Here is a 23,846-nt window from a genome sequence, read left to right on the forward strand (position 1 = left end):
GAGCAACATGTCAGTGCCGCGTCTCGTGTGGCGGCAGCGCAAAGTCCGCACCGCCTTCAGGCACCTCGCCATCGTCGTCCTCGTCTTCCGGCTGCGCCCAGAAAAGACGGTCAGGCACGATGTGGCCCATGCCTGGCCGAAAGCCCGCATCCAGGCAGCGGTCCATGTAGCTGAGCGCCTCGGTCGTCGCTGCGACAAGATCGGTGCCACTGGCCAGCAACGCCGCGAGCGTGGCCGACAGCGTGTCTCCGGCGCCGGAGAACACGGCTTCGAGTCGCTCGTATTTCTCGCTCGCCAGCACGGCCTGCGGTGACGCCAGCACGTTGTCGATGTACTGCTCGGGCAACACGATGCCGGTCACCAGCGTGTAGGGCACGCCCAGTTCACCGGCCGCGCGCGCGATGTCGCGTGCCGTCGGGTTGCGCTCGCCGGTCCAGTCCGGCAGCAACCAGCGCCACAGCGTGCTGTGGTTGCCCACCAGCACCGTCGTCTGCGGAAGGATGAGTTCGCGAAACGCATCCAGGTAAGCCTCGATCTGGTTCTCGTCCCACCACGACAAGTTGGGCATGTAGGCAACCACCGGAACGTCCGGATAGTCGCTGGTGGTCTCGGCGATCTCGCTCAGGATTTCCGGCGTGCCCACAAAGCCGATCTTGATCAGTTGCACTTCGACGTCTTCAAGAATCGTGCGCGTCTGTTCCGCAACTGCTTCTTCGTCGAAGGGAAAGTGATCGAAAATCTCGGCGGTGTCGCGCGCATAGGCTCCGGTCACCACCGGCAGCATGTGCGCACCCACCGATGCGATGGCCAATGCATCGCTTGCCAAGCCACCGGCGCCACTGGGATCGCTTGCGTTGAAGACCAACACGCAAGGCAGTCCCGCAACGCTTTCCTCGCCCTCGTCCTCATTGGAACGGGCGCCAGTAAGATCGTCTGTTTGGTCTGAATCGCTGGAGGGTAGTAAAGAAGTTGTCATACACCAGAGAGAGTCACCAACATGGTGGCATATGTGAGACGCAAGTCACGAGATATCGTGTGACGTCTCGATACAATCGTTGCATTCTATGAACAGGGAACGTAAGCTGCGATGAACAAAAAAACCTGGATGTGCCTGATTTGCGGGTGGATCTACGACGAAGCGGTGGGAGTACCGGAAGACGGTATTGCGCCTGGTACTGCGTGGGCTGACGTTCCAATGAATTGGACGTGTCCTGAATGTGGTGCGCGCAAGGAAGACTTTGAAATGGTTGAAATCTGAAGCATGGCATAGGGCCACGCTTCCTGCGACGGATTTGAGTCGCAGCGGTCATTGAAAGTGTCTTACAGGAGCGTGTGCCAATGAGCACCAATGGATCTGGTTACAAGGTGCTCGTCATCGACGACAGCAACACCATTCGGCGCAGTGCCGAGATCTTCCTCAAGCAAGGCGGCCACGAAGTGCTGCTCGCCGAAGATGGCTTCGACGCTCTTTCCAAGGTCAACGACCACAAGCCGCATCTGATCTTTTGCGACATCCTGATGCCGCGTCTCGACGGCTATCAGACCTGCGCCATCATCAAGCGCAACGCCACTTTTTCCAACGTCCCTGTCGTCATGCTGTCTTCGAAAGACGGCGTGTTCGACAAGGCGCGCGGCCGCATGGTCGGCTCGCAGGACTACCTCACCAAGCCTTTCACCAAAGACCAGCTGCTCCAGGCCGTGGAGCAGTTTGGCGTTCTTCAACCGGAAGCTCTCTAAATGGCCATTCATAAAGTTCTCGTCGTCGACGACTCCAAGACGGAGTTGATGTTCCTGACCGATCTGCTGCAGAAAAACGGCTTTGCCGTGAAGACCGCGGAAAACGCTGACGACGCCATGCGCCGTCTTCAGGAAGAGCGTCCCGACCTGATCCTCATGGACGTTGTCATGCCCGGCCAGAACGGCTTCCAGCTCACGCGCGCCATTGCCCGCGACCCGCTGTACGCGGCCGTGCCGATCATCCTGTGCACCAGCAAGAACCAGGAAACCGATCGTGTGTGGGGCATGCGCCAGGGCGCACGCGACTACATCGTCAAGCCGGTCAGCGCGACCGAGTTGATGGCCAAGATCAGCGCGCTGAACTAAGAGAAATCGAGCGACCGTCCATGGCCAATCGCGACGCTCTCCGCGCATTCCAGTCCCGGCTTGCCGGCCGGCTGCAGGCGGCGCGCACGTCCGGCGTGTCCGCTTCGTGGCTCGCCGTTGAAGCGGGCGACGCCAAGTTCCTGTTCCCGCTCGGCCACGCCGGCGAGATCTTTCCGTGGACGCCGCCGCAGCCCGTGCCTTACACGGAGCCGTGGTTCCTGGGCGTTTCCAACCTGCGCGGCGGCCTGTACGGCGTCGTCGAACTCGCCACCTTTGCTTCCGGGCGCGGCACCGGCTCGGTGGCCGAGACGGCCCGCGCGCAATCGCGCCTCGTCGCGCTCAACGAGTTGCTCGAAGTCAATTGCGCCCTGCTGATCGACCGCCTGGTCGGCCTGCGCGGCGTCGAGGCCTTCGTGGCTTCGCAGCCGCCGGCCGAGGACGCGCCGGCGTGGATGGGCCACGCCTATACCGACGAGGCTGGAGAGCAATGGCAGGAAGTGAACCTGCAAGCGCTTTCCCAGCAACCCCAGTTTTTGAGCATCGGCGCCTGATCGGGCTGCCGGAAACCGACATCAACCTGAAGGACCGACCGTGAGCTCGATCGCCGACAAGTTCAAGAGACTTCTCCCTGTGCGTGGCGCCAACGTCACCATGACCGCCGACAACGGCGCCGCCGCCCTTTCATTCGACAGCTCGGATACGGTCCAGCCCATTGAAGACAAGGCCCAGGTCATGCGCCGTGAAGCCATCACTCCCGCCGCCAACGAACCCCAGCCGGTGGACGTCGCCGAGCGCGAAGCCCTGCCGGAAGGCGAGGGCGAACCGGCGCCCGTGGCGCAAGCCGCACCGGTCGCGCAGCGTTCGGGCCTGCAGCGCCAGCAGCGCGTCCTGTCCATCGCGCTGGCCGTGGTGGTGTTGCTGCTCCTGCTCATCGCCGGTTCCGCCATTCTTCGCGCCGACCGCATCGCCCAGCAAGTGGCGGCCAGCGGCCAGGCGCTGATGCAATCGCAGCGTCTTGCCAAGTCGGTGTCGCAGGCGCTGGTGGGCAATGTGCCTGCCTTCGCTGAAGTGAAGGACAGCGCGGACGACTTGTCCCGCCGTGCCCATGGCCTGGCCAGCGGCGACGACGGCCTCAAGCTCGAACGCATCGGCAGCGACTACGACAGTGAAATGGCCAAGATCGTGCCGCTGGTGGATCGCGCCGAAGCCAGCGCCAAGGCCGTGCTCGGCCAGCAACAGATCCTGACGCAGGTGGGCGCCGCGCTGCGCAACATCAACCGCCAATCGTCCGACCTGCTGGAAATGGCCGAAACCGTTGCATCGCTCAAGATGCAGCAGGGCGCCACGACGCCGGAAATCTCGGCTGCCGGCCAGCTCGTCATGTTGACGCAGCGTATCGGCAAGTCGGCCAACGAATTCCTGACCGTCGAAGGCGTGAGCCCCGACGCGGTGTTCCTGCTCGGCAAGGACTTGAACACTTTCCAGGAAGTCGCCAAGGGCCTGCTCGACGGCAACGCGCAACAACGCCTGCCGGGCACGCGTGACACGCAAACCCGCCAGCAACTCGAAGCCATCCTGAAGACCTACGAGCAGACCCGCACGCAAGCTGGCGCCATCCTGGGCAACCTGCAAGGCCTGGTGACGGCTCGCGAAGCACAGTCCACCATCCTGAACGACAGCGAGCCGCTGCGCCTGGCCATGGGTGACCTGCAAGAGAAGCTCTCCGCACGCACCGGCCTCGGTGGCGGTACGGTGGCGATGCTGTTCCTGCTGTCGCTGACGGCACTGGGCCTCGCAGGCGCCATCGGTTACGCACAGGTTCGCGAAGGCCGCGAGCGTGCAGCCACTGCCGAACGCGAACGCGTCGAAGCCGACCGCATGCACGAGGAAGCTGCCCGCGTGAACGTCGCCAACCAGGCCGCCATCTTGCGCCTGATGAACGAACTGCAAACAGTGGCCGAAGGCGACCTGACGCAAGAAGCCACCGTGACCGAAGACATCACCGGCGCCATCGCCGACTCGGTGAACTACACGGTGGAAGAACTGCGCTTGCTGGTGGGCAACGTGCAGAACACGGCAACCCGCGTGGCCGCCACGACCTCGCAGGTGGAAAGCACCTCGACCGAACTGCTGGCCGCATCGACCGAACAGCTGCGCGAAATCCGTGAAACCGGCCAGTCGGTGCTGACGATGGCCGAACGCATCAACGGCGTGTCCTCGCAAGCGCAAGAGTCGGCAACTGTTGCTCGCCAGTCGCTGCAAGCCGCATCGTCGGGCCTGCAAGCGGTGCAGAACGCCATCGGCGGCATGAACTCGATCCGCGACCAGATCCAGGAAACCTCCAAGCGCATCAAGCGCCTGGGTGAATCCTCGCAGGAGATCGGTGAAATCACCGAACTGATCTCGGACATTACCGAACAGACGAACGTGCTGGCCTTGAACGCCGCCATCCAGGCCGCGTCCGCCGGTGAAGCCGGTCGCGGCTTCTCGGTGGTGGCGGAAGAAGTTCAGCGACTGGCTGAACGCTCCGCAGACGCCACGCGCCAGATCGCGGCGCTGGTGAAAGCCATTCAGACCGACACGCAGGACGCGGTGGGCGCCATGGAGCGTTCCACGCAGGGTGTGGTCGAAGGAGCCAAGCTGTCCGACAACGCCGGTACGGCACTGTCCGAGATTGACCGCGTGTCACGTCGACTGGCCGAGCTTATCGAGCAAATTTCACAGTCTGCCTCGCGTGAAGCCAATTCGGCGAACGTGGTGGCCGCTAACATCCAGCACATCTTCGCCGTGACCGAGCAAACCGGAGAAGGCACGCGTACCACTGCACAGCAGGTGCGCGAGCTTTCGCACATGGCCGACGAACTCCGCCAATCGGTTGCCCGATTCAAGATCACCTGAACGCCGAGCACTCAACGTGACCCTCGCCCCCGCAAACGCCCCTGTCGCCGGCAACGCGCCGGGCGCCGAAGACCTCGGGCCTTTGGCCTGGGTGCTCGGAGAAATCCAGAAGACGCTCGAAGCCAGCAGCAAGTCGCTGCGCCGCTTCGCGCGTGAGAGTGCCAACACACCCGACATCGACGCCGGCCCGCTGCGGCTCGTGCGCCAGCAACTGCACCAGGCCGTCGGCGCCCTGCAGATGGTCGGCCACCCCACGCCGGCGCTCGTCATCGGCGCCATGGAGTTCGCCGTGCAGAGCTTCGTGCAGGAGCCTGTGCGCTGCGATGAAGCCGCCGTCCAGAAGATGGACCGCGCGGGCTTCGCCGTCGGCGACTTCCTGCATGCCCTGCTGGCTGGCAAGACGGTGTCGTCGGTCGCCATGTTCCCGCAGTACCGCGAAGTGCTCGAACTGGTGGGCAACGAGCGCGTGCACCCCGCCGACCTGTGGGCGCTGCAGTGGCGCTGGGCGGATATTTCCCTCACCAGCGCCAAGCCGGCGCTGATCTACGACCCGGCCGTTCGCTCCAAGTTCGACCGCGAAGTGCTCAAGGTCGTCAAGACCGGCGACGACGTCGCTTCGCGCCGCCTGCAGGAAATCTGCGTGGGCCTTTCGCGCGGAAGCGGCTCCGCACGCGCCCGCAGCTTCTGGGCGCTTGCGGGTGCCTTCTTCGAAGCGCTGGGCCTGTCGCTCATCACGCCCGACGTGTATGTGAAGCGCGCCGCATCGCGCGTGCTGCTGCAATACGCCACGTTGGCGCGCGGCGACGAGACCGTCTCCGACCGCCTCGGCCAGGACCTGCTGTTCTTCTGCGCGCAAGCCGCACCGAGCCCGCGTGACGAGGCCATCACGCTGCGCGCCGTGCGCGCGGCCTGGGGCATTGCCGACGAACGTGCGGTCGACTACACCAGCGAGCAGTTCGGACGCTTCGATCCGGTCGTCCTCGCGCAGGCGCGCAAGCGCATCGAAGCCGCCAAGGAAATGTGGTCGGCGCTTTCGGGTGGCGACGTGGCGCGCGTGCGCCAGGCGGCCGACACCTTCGCGCAGCTGACCGAGTCGCTGCAAAAGCTGCATCCGCCAAGCCTGCCGATGGCGCAGGCGCTGAACAACGCCGTGGACGCTTCGATGCGTTCCGGCAAGCCGCCGTCCACCGAACTCGCGATGGAAGTCGCGACTTCGGTGCTGTACCTCGAAGCCGCATTCGAAGACCTCGACCCGCGCGACCGCCAGTTGACGGCGCGCACCGTCCAGCTTGCTGGCCGCATCGAGCGCGCACGCGAAGGCGGCCGCTCCGAGCCGCTCGAGCCGTGGATGGAAGAGCTCTACCGCCGCGTGAGCGATCGCCAGACCATGGGCACCGTGGTCGACGAACTGCGCAGCCACCTGAGCGAACTTGAAAAGTCGATGGACCAGTTCTTCCGTCGTCCGACGGAAAAGAGCCTGCTGCGCACCGTGCCGAGCCAGCTCATGCAGATGCGCGGCGTGTTCTCGGTGCTGGGCCTGGACCAGGCGTCGCAGACCGTCCAGCGCATGCGCGACAACGTCGAAGAGCTGATGGGCCGCGCGGAAAGCGTCGATGAAACCGGCGCCTTCGATTCGCTCGGCAACAACCTCGGCGCGCTGGGCTTCCTGATCGACATGCTGGGCTACCAGCCGGCGCTGGCCAAGCGTCTCTTCGTGTTCGACGCGGCCGCAGGCGAGCTCAAGCCGCTGATGGGCCGCCAGGCTGAAAGCGCCGCTGCCCAGGCGCAGGCTGAAACCGCTTCGTTCGCGCAGCCTTCTCAGCCCGCCGCGCTGTCCGGGACTGTGCTCACGCCCGAGCAGATCGACGCGCAGATTGCCGCCAAGCTGGCCGCACTCGCCTCGCCGTCGAAGAAGGCCGCTTCGCCCATCGAGGAATTCAGCCGCGCGACCGACAGCTGGACCGCCAAGATCACCGGACCCGCGCCGCTGGAGGCGCTGCCCGAGACCTTCGTCACCGAGCTCGAAGAAGACGACCTCCAGAACATCTTCCTGGACGAAGCGCGCGAGGTCGTCCAGAACGGCCTGGTGGCCGTCGAGGAACTGGAGCACGATCCCACCGACGTGGGCGAGCTCACCATCCTGCGCCGCGCCTTCCACACGCTCAAGGGCAGCTCGCGCATGGTCGGCCTCAGCGACATCGGCGATGCCGCCTGGTCGCTGGAGCAACTGCTCAATACGTGGCTGGCGGACCAGCGCTCGGCGACGCCGGAGCTGCTCAATGGCTGCAGCACCGCCTTGCGCGATTTCGGCGCATGGGTCGAGGCCATTGCGTCCGGAGAGCCGCATTCGTGGCAAGCCGCACCGTTCCGCGACTTGGCGGACTCGATGCGCACCGGCGAGCCCACTGTGGCCAAGGCCCCGCATCACGTGAATGCGGAATCCCTTGCCGTTGCGGCGCGCCAGATTGCGGCCGAAGCCCCGCCGGCGCCACTCGTGCCGTCCTTGCCCGACCTGCCGGCGCTGGACCTTGCGCCTGCAATGGAAACGGTCAAGCCTGCCGAGGCGCCGCGCGTTGCGATGGAGCCGGTGGCCGAGGCCGAGGCCGAGGCGGACGCTGCCATCGACGAATTCCATTCGAACGACTTCCCGTCGACCGATTTCCTGGACTTCGATGAGCCGGCGAAGCCGGTGACCGCTGCGCCGGTTGCGCCGGTTCAGCCAGTTGCGCCGGTTGTGGCCGACCCCAAGGCCTGGACGGAGATCGAGGTCGAGGGCGTGCCGCCTGCCGAGCCTTCGCGCGACTTCATGGGCGCGGACATCGATTTTCTGTCCACGGCCAGTGCACCGCTGGAGCCGGCCTTCGAGCCCACGGCGCTCAGCGATCCCTACGATTTCCGCACGGACAGTGCACCGCACGACACGCCGACCTACGACCACGCCGCCGCCCAGCCTGCGAGCGACGAAGCGCTGCCGCCGCTCGAATTCGAAGCCACTTTCGCACTCGAAGCCGAAACGGCGCTGAAGCAGGAAAACGAATTCGCGGCCTTCGACGCCGCCATGCTGGAAGCGCAAAACGCGGCGCCGGTCGCGATTGCCCATGCGCACCAAGCCGCATGGGTGGCCGCTCATTCACTGACGTCGGGCGAGGAAGCTCCTGCGGAGCCCGCGCCGGTCGAAGCCGACGCAGTTGCGGCCGCGGAGCCTGAGCTCGTGGACGCGCAAGCGCCTGCTGAGCCGGAAGCGGTGGCTGAGGCTTCGGTGCAAGCGCCGCAAGCCGAGGAAGAGCCGGTCGTCGCCGAGGCCACTGAAGCAGTGGCGCAAGCCGACGAGGAAGTGGCTGCGCAAGTGGCTGAAGAACAGCCGTCGGCCCAAGCATTGGAAGCTGCCGACGAAGCGCAAGCCGCCGACGCGCTGCAATCGTTCGAAGCGCTGCAGTCGGCCGAAGCGCTGCAAGCGGCCGAAGCATTGCAATCGACCGAAGCACCGCAAGCCGCCACGCCCGCCGAACCCACTGCCGCCCAAGAACCCGAAGCACCAGCCCCCGTCGCCATCGACGACTCCGTCAAGGCCATCGGCCCGCTGCGCATCGGCATCGCGCTCTACAACGTCTACCTCAACGAGGCCGACGAGTGGTCGCGCCAACTGGCGCACGAGGTGGGCGAATGGGCGCTCGAACCCCACGTCCGCGTCGCCGATTCGACCATCGCCATGGCGCATTCGCTGGCGGGCAGTTCGGCGACGGTCGGTTTCCAGAGCCTGTCGGGCATGGCGCGTCTTTTCGAAGCCGCCCTGACGCACCTGCAGATGCAAGGCCGCGGCACGCATGAGCAAGGCACCATCCTCGTGTTGGCCGCCGATGAACTGCGCCGCCTGCTGCACCAGTTCGCAGCCGGCGTGCTGAAAGACCCGGCCGGCGAAACGCTGGAAGCGCTGCGCGAAGTCGCTGCCTCGCCCATGCCCGTCGAGTCGATGGAGGTTCGCGTGCAGCCAGCGCCCGCGCCGGTGCTGCACATGCCCGCCGACGTCGTGCTGGAAGACTCCGACGACGCCATCGACATGGCCGACGCGGTGGACGCCGACCTGTTCCCCATCTTCGAGGAAGAGGCGGCCGAACTGCTGCCGCGCCTTGCTGCCGCGCTGCGTGCCTGGGTCGAAACGCCCGGCGACCTGTCGCAACGCGCCGTCACCTTGCGTGCGTTGCACACCCTCAAGGGCAGTGCGCGCCTGGCCGGCGCCATGCGCCTGGGCGAACGCGCCCACCGCATGGAATCGGACATCGAAGCCATCGGCACCGAGTCGATCGAGCGCCGCGCCATCGAGCAGGTGGTCGGGCGCTTCGATGCGCTGCAGGCCTCTTTCGACGGATTGCGCGAGGCCGACAACGCCACGCAGGCCGAACTCGCGCAGCGCGCCGCTGCGGTCACGGCGGCTGTGCCTTCTGTGCCATCCGTGGTCGTCGCGCCGATCGCGCCCGTGGTGCCACTGGATGTGCCGGAAGTTCCGGCAGCGCAGGCGCCTGCCGCCGAAGCGGTGCAAGCCGCTCCTGTTGCTCGCAGCGACGAGGCGAAGCCCGCCGTCGCCGATGCCGCAGCGGCTGACAACACGCCAGCCGCCAAGCTCGCGCGGATTGCCCTTCCGACCCCCTCGATGCTCACGCCGTCGCGCGCTGCCGCGAGCCAGGTCGTTCGCATCCGCACGCACCTGCTGGACCGACTGGTCATGCAGGCCGGCGAGGTCATCATCACCCGCTCGCGGCTGGAAGGGGAAATCGCCCAGCTGCGCAGTTCGCTCACCGACCTGACCGGCAACCTTGACCGCCTGCGCCAGCAATTGCGCGACATCGAAGTGCAGGCCGAAAGCCAGATGCAGTCGCGACTGGCGCAAGCCAAGGATTCGCAGCAAGGCTTCGACCCGCTGGAGTTCGACCGCTTCACCCGCGTGCAGGAACTCACGCGCATGATGGCCGAGTCGGTCAACGACGTGGCCACCGTGCAGCGCACGCTGCAAAAGACGGTGCAGGCCACGGAAGACGACCTGAGCGCCCAGGCGCGCCAGACCCGCGAACTGCAACGCGGCCTGCTGCGCACGCGCATGGTGGAGTTCGAGGGCATCTCCGATCGCCTCTACCGCGTCGTGCGCCAGGCATCGAAGGACACCGGCAAGCAGGTGCGCCTGGACATCACCGGCGGCTCCATCGAAATGGACCGCGGCGTGCTGGACCGCATGACGCCCGCCTTCGAACACCTGCTGCGCAACTGCGTGGCGCACGGCATCGAAGACGCGTCGGTTCGCACGCAAGCCGGCAAGGAAGCCAGCGGCCTGATCGTCATCGACCTGCACCACGAAGGCAACGACGTGTCGGTCACCTTCCGCGACGACGGCGCCGGGCTCGACCAGGCCCGGATCGCCGAGCGTGCCTACGCGCTGGGTCTGGTGCCATCGGGCCAGGCCATCTCGCCGCAGCAATGCGCGGAACTGATCTTCCAGCCGGGCTTCTCGACGGCGACACAGGTTTCCGAACTCGCAGGCCGCGGCATCGGCATGGACGTGGTGCGCGCGGACGTGGCGGCGCTCGGTGGCCGCATCGAAACGCAAAGCACTGCAGGCCAGGGCACCAGCTTCAAGCTCGTGCTGCCGCTTACCACTGCCGTGACGCACGTGGTGATGATGCGTTCCGGCGACCGGTCGATCGGCGTGCCGTCGAACCTGGTCGAACTCGTGCAGCGCGCGGGTGCGACGGATCTCGAAGCGGCCTACGCGTCGGAGCGCTATCCCTTTGGCGGCGAAGAGGTGCCCTTCTTCTGGGCGGGTGCCTTGCTGCAGTCTTCAGCGCGCAGCGAGCGCGCCCTGGGCAAGGCCAACACGGTGGTCGTGGTGCGAAGCGCGGCACAACGCGTGGCGCTGCACGTCGACGAAGTGCTGGGCAACCAGGAAGTCGTGGTCAAGAACCTCGGCCCGCAACTCTCGCGGCTGCCGGGCATGGCCGGCATCTCGGTGCTCGCATCGGGCGCGGTCGCGCTGATCTACAACCCGGTGGCGCTGGCAGCGGTGCATGGCGACGAAGCGCGTCACATGCAGTCGGTGGCTGCGGCCAACGCGGCGGCGAACATCGCATCGGCCGATGGCACGGCGACGACGCAGGGCTCGGCCGAATCGGTTCCACCGGTGGTCGCCGCGGCGCGCGCTCCACAGATTCCGCTGGTGCTGGTCGTCGACGACTCGATCACCGTGCGCCGCGTCACGCAGCGTCTGCTGCAGCGTGAAGGCTATCGCGTGTCGCTGGCGGCGGACGGCTTGCAGGCACTCGAACGCCTGCAGCAGGAGCGCCCGGCGCTCGTGCTGTCGGACATCGAAATGCCGCGCATGGACGGCTTCGACCTGGCGCGCAACATCCGCGCCGACGAAGCGCTGGCCGACCTGCCGATCATCATGATCACCTCGCGTATCGCCGAAAAGCACCGCGACCACGCCAAGCAACTGGGCGTGAACCATTATTTGGGCAAGCCATATTCGGAAGAGGAACTGCTGCGACTGGTGCGCAGCTACACCTCGGAAGTGGTTCCGCTCGAAGCCTGATCTCCAAGGCTTCAGCGCCCGCCGCGACAAGCGTCGGGCGCTTTTTTTTGTTCAGTCGGAACGCCTTGCCGGCGTCCTTTCCAGCAACAGTTGCTGCGTCGCGTACGAAACCCACACCTTGCGTGCGCGAAGGAAGTCCAGGCCCAGCAATCCGTCATAAGGACGCACGTCGATTTCGGAGATCTTGATCCTGGCGGTTCCGTGCCTGACGGGTCCGACCTGTACGTTCTCGAAACGCATCGAGTAGTTCGACATCGTTGCGCCGGTGCTGCTGTAGCTGCTCGAGCGTGGCGCTTCGGCTTTCAGTCGCTCGACGTCGATGCCCACCCGCGCCGCGGCGTCCATGGCGATCTTGGTGCTCGTGGCGCCGGTGTCCAGGGCCAGCTCCAATGTCTTGCCGTCGAGGGTGACGGGCAGCGAGAGGATGTGCATGTCGCTCACTTTCAGCGGAACGGTGTCGTAGGGCTGCAGCCACGGCAACAGCAGCGCACGGCTGCCCTTGCTGCAGTCGCTGACGCGGTACAGGTTCAGGCGCTTGCCGGGAAAGTCGAACTCGACGTCGTAGCGGGACAGCAACTCCGCGCCGATGATTCCCCGGATGCCATTGGGACGGCCGCCGGAAAGCTCGCTCACCGCCATCCGCACCGCACGCTGGGTCATGTCGGCAAAGGCGAAGCGGTCCGCCGTGACGTCGAAATACGCGCGCCCCGGCACCCCGTCCGTGCCTGTCATCCGCCGGGGCTGTTCGCCCAGTTTGGGCAGTTCCAGTTGAGCGGCAACGTCCGCATCGATGGCACTGCGCTGCGCGCCGGTGTCGGGCAGGAAGGGCACGGGAGACTTGCCGTTGATGAGCGCGGGCACGACGAAGTGGCCGCCTTGCACCACCAGATCGGTTGATCCGACGCGCTCGATGCCACAGCTGTCGGCTTGCGCCGCGCCCAGCGCAAAAGCGGCCAGCCAGCCGATCGCCCATGGCTTGGCCTTGGCTGCCGTCGAACGGCGCGGCCACGAACGGATCGACGACGGGCGCGCAGGCGGCGTCACAACATTCATTTTTCCCTCCCTGAAGACTTGTTTTCTTCAGCTGATTTTGGAGGGAGTTCAGGGCGCGGGCTCCCGGAAGCGTCCGGCATCCGCGCTCAGGATTCGCGGCAAACGCTTGCGTCCGTCAGGTTTTGCGCGAAATCGCGTTGCGAACCACGGCGTAGCGCTGCAAAGTGCGTTCGCGCGCCTCGGCGTGGTAGACGATGGGCTTCGGGTAGGTTTCGCCCAAGCTCACGCCAGCCGCCTCCAGTTCGACCGGCGAGGCCGTCCACGGCGCGTGAATCGCCTGGTTCGACAGCCCCGCCAGCTGCGGCAGGTAGCGCCGGATGAATTTGCCTTCGGGGTCGAAGCGTTCGCTCTGCGTCACGGGGTTGAAGATCCGGAAGTAGGGTTGTGCGTCACACCCGCTCGAACTCGCCCACTGCCAGCCGCCGTTGTTGGACGCCAGCTCGAAGTCATTCAGGTGCAGCGCAAAGTACTTTTCGCCGCGCCGCCAGTCCAGCCCCAGGTCCTTGCACAAGAAGCTCGCCACCACCATCCGAAGCCGGTTGTGCATGTAGCCCGTCTGGTTGATCTGCGCCATGGCGGCGTCCACCAGCGGGTAGCCGGTCTGGCCTTCGCACCATGCGTTGAACAGCCCGTCGGCGTGCTTGCCGTGGTGCCAGACGATCTTGTCGTACTCGGGTTTGAAGCTCTTTCCCTTCGCCATATCCGGGCGGTGCGCCAGCACCTGGAAGTAGAACTCGCGCCAGATCAGCTCGCTCATCCAGACGGCTGCGCCGGGATTGCCCTGCAGCGCCAGCCGATGGGCGATGCCGGCGACCTCGCGGATCGAGACCGTGCCAAAGCGCAGGTGCACGCCCAGGTAGCTGGGGCCACGCACGCCGGGGTAGTCGCGCGCATCGCCATAGCGGTCGATGCGCTCGAAGAAGTCTTCGAAGAGCACGGCCGCGCCGAGGGCCCCGGGTGGAATCTCCAGCTCCCCCAGGTTGGTGACCTCGAAGCCGATGTCGGCAAGCTGCGGAACGCCGCCGCGAAAGGGGGCAGGCGGCGGCGCCAGCGCGTCGGCATAGCGCTCGACCGGGTAGCCCTTGAGGTAGAACTCGTCGACCTTGGCCAGCCACGCCCGCTTGTAGGGGGTGAACACGGAAAAGGGCTGGCCGGCCTGCGTCAGCACCTCGTCGCGCTCGAAAACAGCACGGTCCTTGTGGGTATGGAAGCTGATGCCCGCGTTGGCCAGCGCGCCGAACACCTGCGCGTCGCGCGCCAGCGCATCGGGCTCGTCGTCGCGGTTGGCAAACACGGCCTGCACGTCGAGCGCGCGGGCCAATTGCGGGATTTCGTCCTGCGCCACGGCGTGCCGCACGATCAGCCCGCCACCGTGGGCGAGCAGCGCTTCGGCCAGGTCCACCAGCGATTCGCGGATGAATTCGACACGCCGGTCGGCGCGCGGCAAGTCGTCCAGAATGGCCTTGTCGAACACAAAGACACAAAAAACCTGACGGCAGCTGCGCAAGGCGTGGAAGAGCGCGGCGTTGTCCGCGACGCGAAGATCGCGGCGGAACCACATCAAACCCTTTGGATAAGTCTTGTCGACGGCCAGTAAAATCGGCGGCATGTCGTCCGATTCTGCCCGCATGAACCTCACGCATCATTTCCTGATCGCCATGCCGGGCCTTCAGGATGAGGCCTTCGCGGGTAGCGTCGTGTACCTGTGCGAGCACAGTGAGCGGGGCGCGCTGGGCCTGGTCATCAACAAACCCAGCGACATCAACCTGCGGGCCCTCTTCGAAAAAGTCGAGTTGCCGATGACCAGCGGCGCGATTGGCGATTCCCCCGTTTTCCAGGGCGGCCCCGTCAAGACCGAGCGCGGTTTCGTGCTGCACGAGCCGGTGGTGGCGAATGCGCCGGACAGCGCGGAGTCGGTCTACGCCTCGACCATGACCATTCCGGGCGGGCTGGAATTGACCACGTCCAAGGATGTGCTGGAAGCGCTCGCAACCGGCTCGGGGCCGCGCAAGGTGCTGGTGTCGCTCGGCTATTCCGCCTGGGGCGAAGGCCAGCTCGAATCCGAACTGGCGGAAAACAGCTGGCTCACGGTCGATGCCGATCCGGCCGTGATCTTCGACACCCCCATCGAGCAGCGCTACGCCAAGGCGCTGATGCTTCTCGGCCTCGAAGCCTGGAAGTTGTCCCCAGACGCGGGTCACGCATGAGCTTGGCGGCGATGCCTCCCGACGCTTCAACCTCCGTCCCAACCCGTTTCCAAAGCTTCCTGGCCTTCGACTTCGGTCGCAAGCGGACCGGGGTGGCCAGCGGCAACCGGCTGCTGGGTGCTGCAACGCCGCAAGCAACGATTGCCGCCGAAGGCGATGCACGCTTCGCGCAGGTTGAAAAGCGCATCAAGGAATGGCAGCCGGACGCGCTGGTCGTCGGCGTGCCCTATCACCCCGACGGCGCCCCGCATGAAAACACGCGCTTGGCCAAGCGCTTTGCGCGCCAGCTCGAAGGCCGCTTCGGCCTGCCGGTGTTCGAAGTCGATGAGCGCTACAGCACCACCGAGGCCCTTGCCAATGGCGCGCGCGATCCGGATGCGGCGTCGGCCTGCATCATCCTCGAGCAATTCCTGAGGAGCCTCGCGTGACCGCGAACACACAAAACCAACTGGAGGAACTATCTTGAACCCCGTCGTGCCCGACGCCGAAGCGCTCTATGTGGAGTTGCTTGCCGGCGTCAAATCCCTGATGCGGCCGGCCACCAGGCTGGTCGGCGTGACCTCCGGCGGCGCGTGGCTGGTGGAGCGCCTGCAAAAAGACCTGGGCCTGCCCGGCGCGCCCGGAATCATCTCCTCGGCGATGCACCGCGACGACTTCGCGCGGCGCGGGCTGTCTGCCAGCGCGCAGACCGTGCTGCCCTTCGACGTGAACGGCGCCGACATCCTGCTGCTGGATGACGTGCTCTACACCGGCCGCACGATTCGCGCGGTGCTCAACGAGCTCTTCGACTTCGGGCGGCCGGAGTCGGTGCGACTCGCGGTGCTGGTCGATCGCGGTGGGCGCGAGCTGCCGGTGGCGGCGAATTTTGCCGCGGCCCACTTCGAGCTGCCCGCTACGCAGTCACTGGCCCTGGCGCGTGACGCGGCAGGCGCGTTTGCCCTCCAAATCGAAGGAAGTCTGTGAACCCCCACGCTCATCACTTCGTGTATTCGCTGCCCCCCGAGGGGGCGCAGGCCTCCCTTGGGGCGGCCCGGCGGGAGTCCTGATCGATGCTCTACAAGCGCAACCCCCAACTCAACAAGCACGGCGAGCTGATCCACCTGTTGTCCATCGAGGGCCTTCCCAAGGACATCATCACGCACATCCTCGACACGGCCGCGAACTTCACGAGCGTGAGCGACCGCGAGGTGAAGAAGGTGCCGCTGCTGCGCGGCAAGAGCGTGTTCAACCTCTTCTTCGAGAATTCGACGCGCACGCGCACCACCTTCGAGATCGCAGCCAAGCGGCTGAGTGCGGACGTCATCAACCTCGACATCGCGCGCTCCTCTGCGACCAAGGGCGAATCGCTGCTCGACACCATCGCCAACCTGAGCGCGATGGCGGCTGACCTGTTCGTGGTGCGGCACAGCGAATCGGGCGCGCCGTACCTCATTGCACAACACGTCGCGCCGCATGTGCACGTGGTCAACGCCGGTGACGGGCGGCATTCGCACCCGACGCAGGGCCTGCTCGACATGTACACGATCAGGCACTACAAGAAAGACTTCAGCAACCTCACGGTGGCCATCGTCGGCGACGTGCTGCACTCGCGCGTGGCGCGCTCCGACATCCACGGGCTCACGACGCTCGGCTGCGCCGAAGTGCGCGTGGTCGGCCCCAAGACGCTGGTGCCCGCCGACATGGCGCAGATGGGCGTGCGCGTGTGCCACACGCTCGAAGAAGGCATCAAGGACTGCGACGTCATCATCATGCTGCGACTGCAGAACGAGCGCATGAGCGGCGCGCTGCTGCCTTCGTCGCAGGAATTCTTCAAGACCTTCGGCCTGACGCCGGAGAAGCTGCAACACGCCAAGCCGGACTGCATCGTGATGCATCCGGGGCCCATCAACCGCGGCGTGGAAATCGATTCGGCCGTCGTGGACGGACAGCAAAGCGTGATCCTTCCCCAGGTCACTTTCGGGATCGCCGTGCGCATGGCGGTGATGAGCATCGTCGCAGGCAACGAGGCATAACGGACGATGAACAAGCACATGAACATCCACATCGCCAACGCCCGCGTGCTGGACCCGGTGTCGGGCTTCGACGAACAGGCGGACCTGGCCATCGCCAATGGGCAAATCGCAGCACTCAAGGAGATCCCGGCCGATTTCAAGGCCGACTGCACCATCGACGCCGAAGGCTGCGTCGTCGTGCCGGGCCTCGTGGACCTCGCAGCGCGCCTGCGCGAGCCGGGCTACGAGCACGAAGGCATGCTGAGCAGCGAGATGGCCGCGGCCGTCGCGGGCGGCGTGACCAGCCTCGTGTGCCCGCCGGACACCGACCCGGTGCTCGACGAATCGGGCCTGGTCGAGATGCTGAAGTACCGCGCCGAAAAGCTCCAGTGCGCGCGGCTCTACCCGCTGGGCGCCATCACGCGCGGCCTCGCAGGCGAAGTGCTGACGGAAATGAACGAGCTCACCGGCGCCGGCTGCGTCGGCTTCGGCCAGGCCGACGTGCCGCTGACCAACACGCAGGTGCTGCAACGCGCGCTTCAATACGCGAGCACCTTCGGCTACACGCTGTGGCTGCGTCCACAAGACCGCGATCTGGGCAAAGGCGTGGCCGCGAGTGGACCGCTGGCCACGCGCCTCGGCCTTTCCGGCGTGCCGGTGGCGGCGGAGACGATCGCGATCTTCACCATCGTCGAACTGATGCGCAGCACGGGCGCGCGCGTTCACCTGTGCCGCCTGTCCAGCGCTGCCGGCGTGGCGTTGGTGCGCGCGGCCAAGGCCGAGGGCTTGCCGCTGACCTGCGACGTCAGCATCAACTCGCTGCACCTGTGCGACACCGACATCGGTTATTTCGACAGCCGTGCGCGACTGAACCCGCCGCTGCGCCAGCAGCGCGACCGCGATGCGCTGTCCGCCGCGCTGGCCGACGGCACCATCGACGCGCTGGTGTCCGACCACACGCCCGTCGAGACCGATGCCAAGACCTTGCCGTTTGCGGAAAGCGAAGCCGGTGCCACGGGCCTCGAACTGCTGCTGCCGCTCGCGCTGCAATGGGGCGAGCAGAGCGGCGCGGGAATGAAGCGCGCCATCGAAGTCATCACTTCGGCGCCGGCGCGCATGCTGGGCGCCAACGCGCCAACGCGCATCGTGCCCGGCGCGGTCGCCGACCTGTGCATCTTCAACCCGGACAGCGAGTGGCAGGTGACGCCCGACATGCTCAAGAGCCAGGGCAAGCACACGCCTTTTGCCGGCTACGCCATGCGCGGGCGCGTTCGCGTCACGCTGGTGGGCGGACGCTTCGTCTACCAGGCCTGAAGGGGATGCGCTCGCTGCTTGCGTGCTGGAAATTGTTGCGTGCCATCGCCTGCGCGTTTTCCGGGTGGTGCACGATCCGCTTCACTTTTGCGCGGCTCACGCCCGAACAGCGCGCCGAGCGCGTCCAGAGCTGGGCGCGCGACATGCTGGGCGTCTTTGGCATCCAGGTGGTGGTGCAGGGCACGCCGCCGGGGCATGGGCCGATGCTGGTGGTCATCAACCACCTGTCGTGGCTGGACATCCTCGCCGTGCATGCGGCGCAGCATGTGCGCTTCGTCGCCAAGTCCAACATCCGGCACTGGCCGATGCTGGGAATGATGTCGACTGGCGCCGGCACGGTCTACATCGAGCGCGAACGCCCGCGTGACGCGCTGCGCGTGGTGCACCACATGGCCGAGGCGCTGAAGCAGGGCGACCTGATCGCCGTATTTCCTGAGGGAACAACGGGTGACGGAAGGGAATTGCTGCCTTTTCACGCCAACCTGCTGCAAGCAGCCATTTCGTCGGGCGCTCCGGTTCTGCCGGCGGCATTGCGCTTTGCCGAAAGCGCCACCGGCCAGACAAGCTTTGCGCCGAGCTACATCGGCGACGAAAGCCTGCTCGACTCCGTCTGGCGCACCCTTTGCGCGCCGCCGTTGACGGCTTTCGTGCGCTTCGGCGAGCCGCAGGATCCGCAGGGGCGAGACCGCCGGGTGTGGGCGCAGAGCCTGCACGCCGACATCGACCGGCTGCGCAGCCTGACGATGTCCTGATCGCCCAGACGATTCCCTGATCCCCAAAAAAACAGCGCCCCTAAGGGCGCTGATTAACGACGCCATTGGGGCGCCGGGAGGAGGGTAACGGTTTTCCCGGAAGGGAATGACTGAACAATAGTTGCGCCACAGGGCGAGGCTTGCCAGAAAATTGTTGTGATGCCTGTGGGTTTGGGCCTACAACAGCCGGGCCCGGCCAAAGGCGCGACACTGCTGACTTATGAAATCCACCGCAGAACTCGAGGCGTTCGTGCGTCGGCATCCCCGTCTGTTCGTGCTCACCGGCGCAGGTTGCAGCACCGAATCGGGCATTCCGGACTATCGCGACGGCAACGGCGACTGGAAGCGGCCGTCGCCGGTGACCTACCAGGCGTTCATGGGCGACGACCTGACGCGCCGGCGCTACTGGGCGCGCAGCATGATCGGCTTCCCCGTCATGTCGGGCGCCCGCCCGGGGGCCGCGCACCGGGCGCTCGCGCAGCTGGAGGGCGCAGGCCATGTCGGGCTGCTGCTCACGCAAAACGTCGATGGACTGCACCGGGCGGCCGGCAGTCGAAGCACCATCGACCTGCACGGCCGCATCGACACGGTGCGCTGCATGGCCTGCGAGACCCGCAGCCCGCGTGCCGCATTGCAGGCGGAGTTGCTGCGGCGCAACCCGGCGTGGGCGGGCTTCGAGGCGCGCATCGCGCCCGACGGCGACGCCGACCTCGACGGCCGCGACTTCGCCAGCTTCGACGTGCCGGCCTGCCCGCACTGCGGCGGCGTGCTCAAGCCCGACGTCGTGTTCTTCGGCGAGAGCGTGCCGCCGCAGCGCGTGGCGGATGCGCGGGTCGCCCTGGCGGAGTGCGACGCGGTGCTGGTGGCGGGCTCATCGCTGATGGTCTATTCGGGCTTTCGCTTCGTGCAGTCCGCGGCGGCCGCCGCCAAGCCTGTGGCGGCGGTGAACCTCGGCCGCACGCGGGCGGACGACTTGTTGACGCTCAAGGTGGAGCAGCCGGTGGGTGAGGCGCTCGCGCAACTGGCGGCACGCCTGGCGCCGGTCGCAGCGGGCGTCTCAGGACAACGCGGCCCACAACTCGACGTCCACGGTTGATGGACGGCTGTGTGCTCGCGCGAGTTGCGATGCAAAGTCGCGCGCATCCGCGTGTTGACCTGCGTCGGCCCGCCGGCCATCCCGATTCGGCGCGGCTTCTGATCGCTCGTGCAATTCGCCGGCGCCAATGTCGATATCGACCGTGTGCGAGCGCGCTTCGCCGTTGTGCCGGATGACGGTGATGCGCAACCCGATGCGCTCGGTGCCGGCCGGCGCCTCGACCAGGATCAGGCCGCTGGCGTCCACGTGAATCCACCTGGGCAGCGGCCGGCCATCGGCGAGCGTCACGTCCACGCGCCGGATCGGCGAATGGCGCGAATCGATGTCGTCGACGCCGATCCAGGCTCGGCCGTCGCTCACCTGCATCTGCAGGACCACGTCGGTTTTGCCCGGCGCCGCGAAGAGGCGCAGTGACGCGCCGGTCGAGAGGGCGCTCAGCGGATCCTGATGGCCTTCGTTGAAGAGGCTTGCGTGAAGCCGGTCGATGGGCGTGCGGCTGCTGCTGGCGTGCGACACCGCGTTGAAGCCGGCGCTGGCGCCGAGTGCATCGTGCGGCGTGGGCAGCGTCGTGCCGTTCAATGGCGCCACGCCGTCAACGGCGGCCAGCACCACGCCATGCGCGCCGAGCGTCACGCTGGCCGGTGGACCACCCAGCGCTGCCACCGCACCGAGCACGGCGCCGTGGACTCGGAGCGTCGCGTCGCCTGTCGCCACGCGCTGCGGGTCATCGTCGGGGCGCGCCACGAACACGAAGTCTGTGTGCACCGGCACGTCGTCGGCAGGTTCTGCGGGCGGCGCCACGACGTTGAGCGAAAGTTCGCCCGTCGCGATGCCGCCGTGGCCGTCGCTGATCACGAACGTGACCGCCGGAAACGCTCCCGAATAGCCGCTCGCCGGCACGAAGCGGTAGCTGCCATCGGCGTGGATGGTGAGCGCCCCGACGCCTGGAATGTCGGCAACCGTGCCCGCCGCGAAGGGCTGCGCGATGCCGCCGATCGTGAAGCTGACGATGGCCAGCGCGTCGCCGTCGATGTCGCGGGCATCAGCCAGCAAGCCTTCGTCCGCGGGCACATCGCTGGGTTCGCCGCCCGGCACGTCGATGGTCGTGTCGGGAACCACGGGCGCATCGTTCACCGCGTCGACGTTCAGGCGCAGGGTGGCTGTCACGGTGGTGATGCCGTCGCTCACCGGCCCGTGGTAGCCGGGTGCGGCGGTGAAGGTCAAGAGCCCATCGGCGCGCATCGTCAGTTCGCCAATCGCGTGCCCATCTGCATCGGTGATCGGCCGCGCTACGCTGGTGCTTCCGGACGGCACCGTGACAACGACCTCAGTCGTCAACGGGTTGCCATCGTGGTCCACGCTGAACTGCGTCACCGACAACACATCACCATCAGCATCCGTGCCCGGCGGAGGCAGCACATCGACCGTGTTCACCTGGTTCGCCTGCGTCGTCGCATCAGCGATCACCGGCAGCACCGGCGCGTTGTTCGGCACGTCGGAAAAGCCCACGACGCCTTCAACGCTGTGCGTGCCATCGGTGACCGTGTAGGTCACGTCAGGCACCGCGCCATGAAAGCCCGGCACCGGCGTGAAGGTCAATGTGCCATCAGCGCGCATCGTCAACTCGCCGATCGCATGGCCGCCTGCATCGCTGATCGGCAGCGACGCGCTGGAACCGGTCGAGGGCACGGTCACGACAACGGGCGCAGTGGCCGGATCGCCATCCGCGTCCACGCTGAACTGCGTCACCGACATCACGTCGCCATCGGCATCCGTACCGGGCGGCGGCAGCACGTCGACGGTGGTCGGTTGATTGGCCTGCGTGGTGGCATCCGCAATCACCGGGAGCGCGGGCGCGTTGTCCGGCACGTCGACAAAGCCGACGCCGCCCTCCACGCTGTGCGTGCCATCGCTGACCGTGTACCGCACATCGGGCACTTGGCCGTGGTAGCCCGGCGCGGCCGTGAAAGTGAGCGTGCCGTCGAAGCGCATCGTCACCGAGCCGACCGGATGGCCCGCCGAATCGGTGATCGCTTGCGCCACGCTCGTGCCGCCCCGCGGCACCGTCACGAGCGCTGGCGGCGTGGCGGGATTGCCATCGTGGTCCACGCTGAACTGCGTCACCGACAACACATCGCCATCTGCATCGGTGCCGGGTGGCGGCAGCACGTCGACGGTGATCGGCTGGTTGGCCAGCGTGGCGGCATCGGGGATCAGCGGCAGCACCGGCGGATTGTTCGGCACGTCCGCGAAGCCCAGCGTGCCCTCGACGTCATGGCTGCCGTCGGTGACGGTGTACGTCACGTCGGGCACCGGGCCGTGCCAGCCGGGCGCGGCGGTGAAGGTGAGCGTGCCGTCGGCATGCATCGTCACCGAACCGACCGCATGGCCCGCGGCATCTGTGATCGGTTGCGCCGCGCTGGTGCCGCCCGGGGGCACCGTGACGACTGCCGGCGGCGTGGCTGGGTTGCCATCGTGGTCCACGCTGAACTGCGTCACCGACAGCGCATCGCCATCGGCATCGATGCCGGGTGGGGGCAGCACATCGACGGTGATTGGTGCGTTGGCGAAGCTCCACGTGCCGTCGTCACCCACCGGTGCTTCACCAATGGGTTGTCCGTTGTCGAACACGGTCACTGTGTTGCCAGGTTGGCCTTTGCCAGAGAGGGTCGCCAACCACGACGGGCCGGCCGACCCAGTCGCGCGGATCGCCGAAGAGCGCGACGCCCGGCTGCTGCGCCTTGATGACGGCCTTGTCGAACATGGCTTGCGCATAGTCGCGTTCGGCGCGCGCCACCATCTCTTCGGTCTGTGCAATCGCCAGCTCGCGCTTGGCGGTGTTGTCCTCCATCGAAGCTTGTTGAAGGCGAAGCATCTTGGCGCGCGCGACTTCGAGCTTTTGCTGTGCGACTTCCGAATCGCTGCGCAGGGTGGTGTCGACGAGCTGCACCAGCGGGTCGCCTGTTTTGACCTGTGCGCCCGGATCGACCAGGATGCGCTCGACCACGCCTTGCACCGGCGCAGCCACGACGAAGGGGTCCCTGGGCGTGACTTCGACGGGGGCCAAGGTGGTGAGCGGCACCGGCACGAAGGCCAGCACGGCCGCGATGATCGCGAGCCCGAGGGCCAGCCGCCGCAAGCGACGCGGCCAGTCGCGCGAGGGCATGGCGCGGCCATCGATGGCGCTGGCGCCGTGCGCATAGGCCTGCGCGAGGCGCGTCGCGAGCTTGCGGTGCCCGTCTTCCCATTCGGTGTCGCGGGCCAGCAGCCAGCCCGCGGAGGCTGCCTTGCCCGCTTCGGCGATGGGCACCCACATCAAGTGGCGCAACCCGGCCTCGGCCGTGCACGGATCCTGCGGGTCGGCATGCGTGGGCAGCGTGAAGCACGCGATGGCGGCGCGGTCTTCGCTCGCGGACCAGAGATTGCTGGCCAGGTCTTCATACCAGCGCAGCATCGGCGCATCGCGATTGACCGTCGCCAGTGCCGACACCGCCACGGCACGCCAGCCGCCCGAGGTGTCCTTGTGCAGGTCGCCCGGCCTGGCGCGTCTTGCACGATGGCGCGGCTCGAAGACCAGCGCCTGGCCGAAGGGCAGCAGCACGACCGGCTCGTTGGCCAGGTGCGTCCACAGCGCCTGGCGCGTCGCGCATTGACGCAGGCTGCCTTCGATGGTGATGAGGTGCAGCAGCCCGCCGCCGGGCGCAGCCTGCGAGGGGGCGGGGCTCGTGGCGCCGAGCGGACCCGCGCTCGTGGCATGCGTCGGCTTGCCCTCGCTCGCCACCAGTCGCGGCTTGACCGTCTTGCCACCCTCGATTGCCACCGTGTTCCGGACTTCCTCGTTCTGGCTCACGATGT

The 23,846-nt window shown here is 66.8% G+C and carries 18 protein-coding genes; 13 read left to right on the top strand and 5 right to left on the bottom strand.

All coding sequences use genetic code 11. The annotated features are described in order from the left end of the window. Window positions 1–10: 10 nt before the first annotated feature. The gene (thiD, locus tag QTI66_RS22540; protein ID WP_286562150.1) at window positions 11–976 is read right to left on the bottom strand and encodes a bifunctional hydroxymethylpyrimidine kinase/phosphomethylpyrimidine kinase; all 966 of its coding nucleotides are present in this window, start codon (window positions 974–976) and stop codon (window positions 11–13) included. 111 nt (window positions 977–1,087) lie between these two features. Here thiD and QTI66_RS22545 point away from each other — a divergent pair, with 111 nt between their 5' ends. The 6 genes from QTI66_RS22545 (at window position 1,088) to QTI66_RS22570 (ending at window position 11,578) form a co-directional block, all read left to right on the top strand. Next, window positions 1,088–1,258 (top strand): rubredoxin, encoded by a 171-nt coding sequence (locus QTI66_RS22545; RefSeq protein WP_132734743.1) that lies wholly within the window; start codon window positions 1,088–1,090, stop codon window positions 1,256–1,258. A gap of 80 nt (window positions 1,259–1,338) precedes the next feature. Beyond that, a complete protein-coding gene (locus tag QTI66_RS22550; RefSeq protein ID WP_286562153.1) occupies window positions 1,339–1,737 on the top strand; it encodes a response regulator in 399 nt (132 codons plus the stop codon). Then, window positions 1,738–2,103 (top strand): response regulator transcription factor, encoded by a 366-nt coding sequence (locus tag QTI66_RS22555; protein WP_286562154.1) that lies wholly within the window; start codon window positions 1,738–1,740, stop codon window positions 2,101–2,103. Between the two features lie 20 nt (window positions 2,104–2,123). Continuing rightward, window positions 2,124–2,654 (top strand): chemotaxis protein CheW, encoded by a 531-nt coding sequence (locus QTI66_RS22560; protein WP_286562155.1) that lies wholly within the window; start codon window positions 2,124–2,126, stop codon window positions 2,652–2,654. A 40-nt stretch (window positions 2,655–2,694) separates the two neighbouring features. Continuing rightward, entirely contained in the window at window positions 2,695–5,001 is a 2,307-nt protein-coding gene (locus QTI66_RS22565; RefSeq protein ID WP_286562157.1) for a methyl-accepting chemotaxis protein, read from the top strand. 16 nt (window positions 5,002–5,017) lie between these two features. Continuing rightward, window positions 5,018–11,578 (top strand): FimL-related protein, encoded by a 6,561-nt coding sequence (locus tag QTI66_RS22570; protein WP_286562158.1) that lies wholly within the window; start codon window positions 5,018–5,020, stop codon window positions 11,576–11,578. A gap of 51 nt (window positions 11,579–11,629) precedes the next feature. On the opposite strand, the gene QTI66_RS22575 is transcribed toward QTI66_RS22570, so the two are convergent. After that, the gene (locus QTI66_RS22575; protein ID WP_286562159.1) at window positions 11,630–12,631 is read right to left on the bottom strand and encodes a retropepsin-like aspartic protease; all 1,002 of its coding nucleotides are present in this window, start codon (window positions 12,629–12,631) and stop codon (window positions 11,630–11,632) included. Window positions 12,632–12,746: 115 nt separating this feature from the next. Continuing rightward, complete coding sequence (locus QTI66_RS22580) at window positions 12,747–14,240, bottom strand: cryptochrome/photolyase family protein (RefSeq protein ID WP_286562160.1); 1,494 nt, start codon at window positions 14,238–14,240, stop codon at window positions 12,747–12,749. On the opposite strand from QTI66_RS22580, the gene QTI66_RS22585 reads away from it, so the two are divergent. The 7 genes from QTI66_RS22585 to QTI66_RS22615 all read left to right on the top strand — a co-directional run bounded on the left by QTI66_RS22585 (window position 14,239) and on the right by QTI66_RS22615 (window position 19,991). Continuing rightward, window positions 14,239–14,838, top strand: coding sequence for a YqgE/AlgH family protein (locus QTI66_RS22585; protein ID WP_286562161.1), 600 nt, complete (start codon window positions 14,239–14,241; stop codon window positions 14,836–14,838). The genes QTI66_RS22580 and QTI66_RS22585 overlap by 2 nt on opposite strands. Continuing rightward, the gene (gene ruvX / locus QTI66_RS22590) at window positions 14,835–15,266 is read left to right on the top strand and encodes a Holliday junction resolvase RuvX (protein ID WP_286562162.1); all 432 of its coding nucleotides are present in this window, start codon (window positions 14,835–14,837) and stop codon (window positions 15,264–15,266) included. Before QTI66_RS22585 ends, ruvX begins: the two co-directional genes overlap by 4 nt. Before the next feature lie 34 nt (window positions 15,267–15,300). Then, window positions 15,301–15,801, top strand: coding sequence for a bifunctional pyr operon transcriptional regulator/uracil phosphoribosyltransferase PyrR (gene pyrR / locus QTI66_RS22595; RefSeq protein WP_286562163.1), 501 nt, complete (start codon window positions 15,301–15,303; stop codon window positions 15,799–15,801). An 86-nt stretch (window positions 15,802–15,887) separates the two neighbouring features. Next, window positions 15,888–16,850 carry an aspartate carbamoyltransferase catalytic subunit gene (locus QTI66_RS22600; protein ID WP_286562164.1) on the top strand — a complete coding sequence of 321 codons (963 nt, stop codon included), beginning with the start codon at window positions 15,888–15,890 and terminating at the stop codon, window positions 16,848–16,850. A gap of 18 nt (window positions 16,851–16,868) precedes the next feature. Further along, a complete protein-coding gene (locus tag QTI66_RS22605; RefSeq protein ID WP_286562165.1) occupies window positions 16,869–18,143 on the top strand; it encodes a dihydroorotase in 1,275 nt (424 codons plus the stop codon). 5 nt (window positions 18,144–18,148) lie between these two features. Further along, window positions 18,149–18,895, top strand: coding sequence for a lysophospholipid acyltransferase family protein (locus tag QTI66_RS22610; protein ID WP_286562166.1), 747 nt, complete (start codon window positions 18,149–18,151; stop codon window positions 18,893–18,895). Between the two features lie 220 nt (window positions 18,896–19,115). Next, the gene (locus QTI66_RS22615) at window positions 19,116–19,991 is read left to right on the top strand and encodes an NAD-dependent protein deacetylase (RefSeq protein ID WP_286562167.1); all 876 of its coding nucleotides are present in this window, start codon (window positions 19,116–19,118) and stop codon (window positions 19,989–19,991) included. On the opposite strand, the gene QTI66_RS22620 is transcribed toward QTI66_RS22615, so the two are convergent. Both QTI66_RS22620 and QTI66_RS22625 read right to left on the bottom strand, forming a co-directional pair. Beyond that, window positions 19,953–22,628, bottom strand: a complete 2,676-nt coding sequence (locus QTI66_RS22620; protein ID WP_286562169.1) for a cadherin-like domain-containing protein — start codon at window positions 22,626–22,628, stop codon at window positions 19,953–19,955. The two genes, QTI66_RS22615 and QTI66_RS22620, sit on opposite strands and share 39 nt — an antisense overlap. Beyond that, a complete protein-coding gene (locus QTI66_RS22625; RefSeq protein WP_286562170.1) occupies window positions 22,594–23,841 on the bottom strand; it encodes an HlyD family secretion protein in 1,248 nt (415 codons plus the stop codon). The genes QTI66_RS22620 and QTI66_RS22625 overlap by 35 nt, the downstream gene beginning before the upstream one ends. Between the last annotated feature and the right edge of the window lie 5 nt (window positions 23,842–23,846).

This window comes from Variovorax brevis, from assembly GCF_030317105.1.
Classification (GTDB): Bacteria; Pseudomonadota; Gammaproteobacteria; order Burkholderiales; family Burkholderiaceae_C; genus Variovorax; species Variovorax brevis.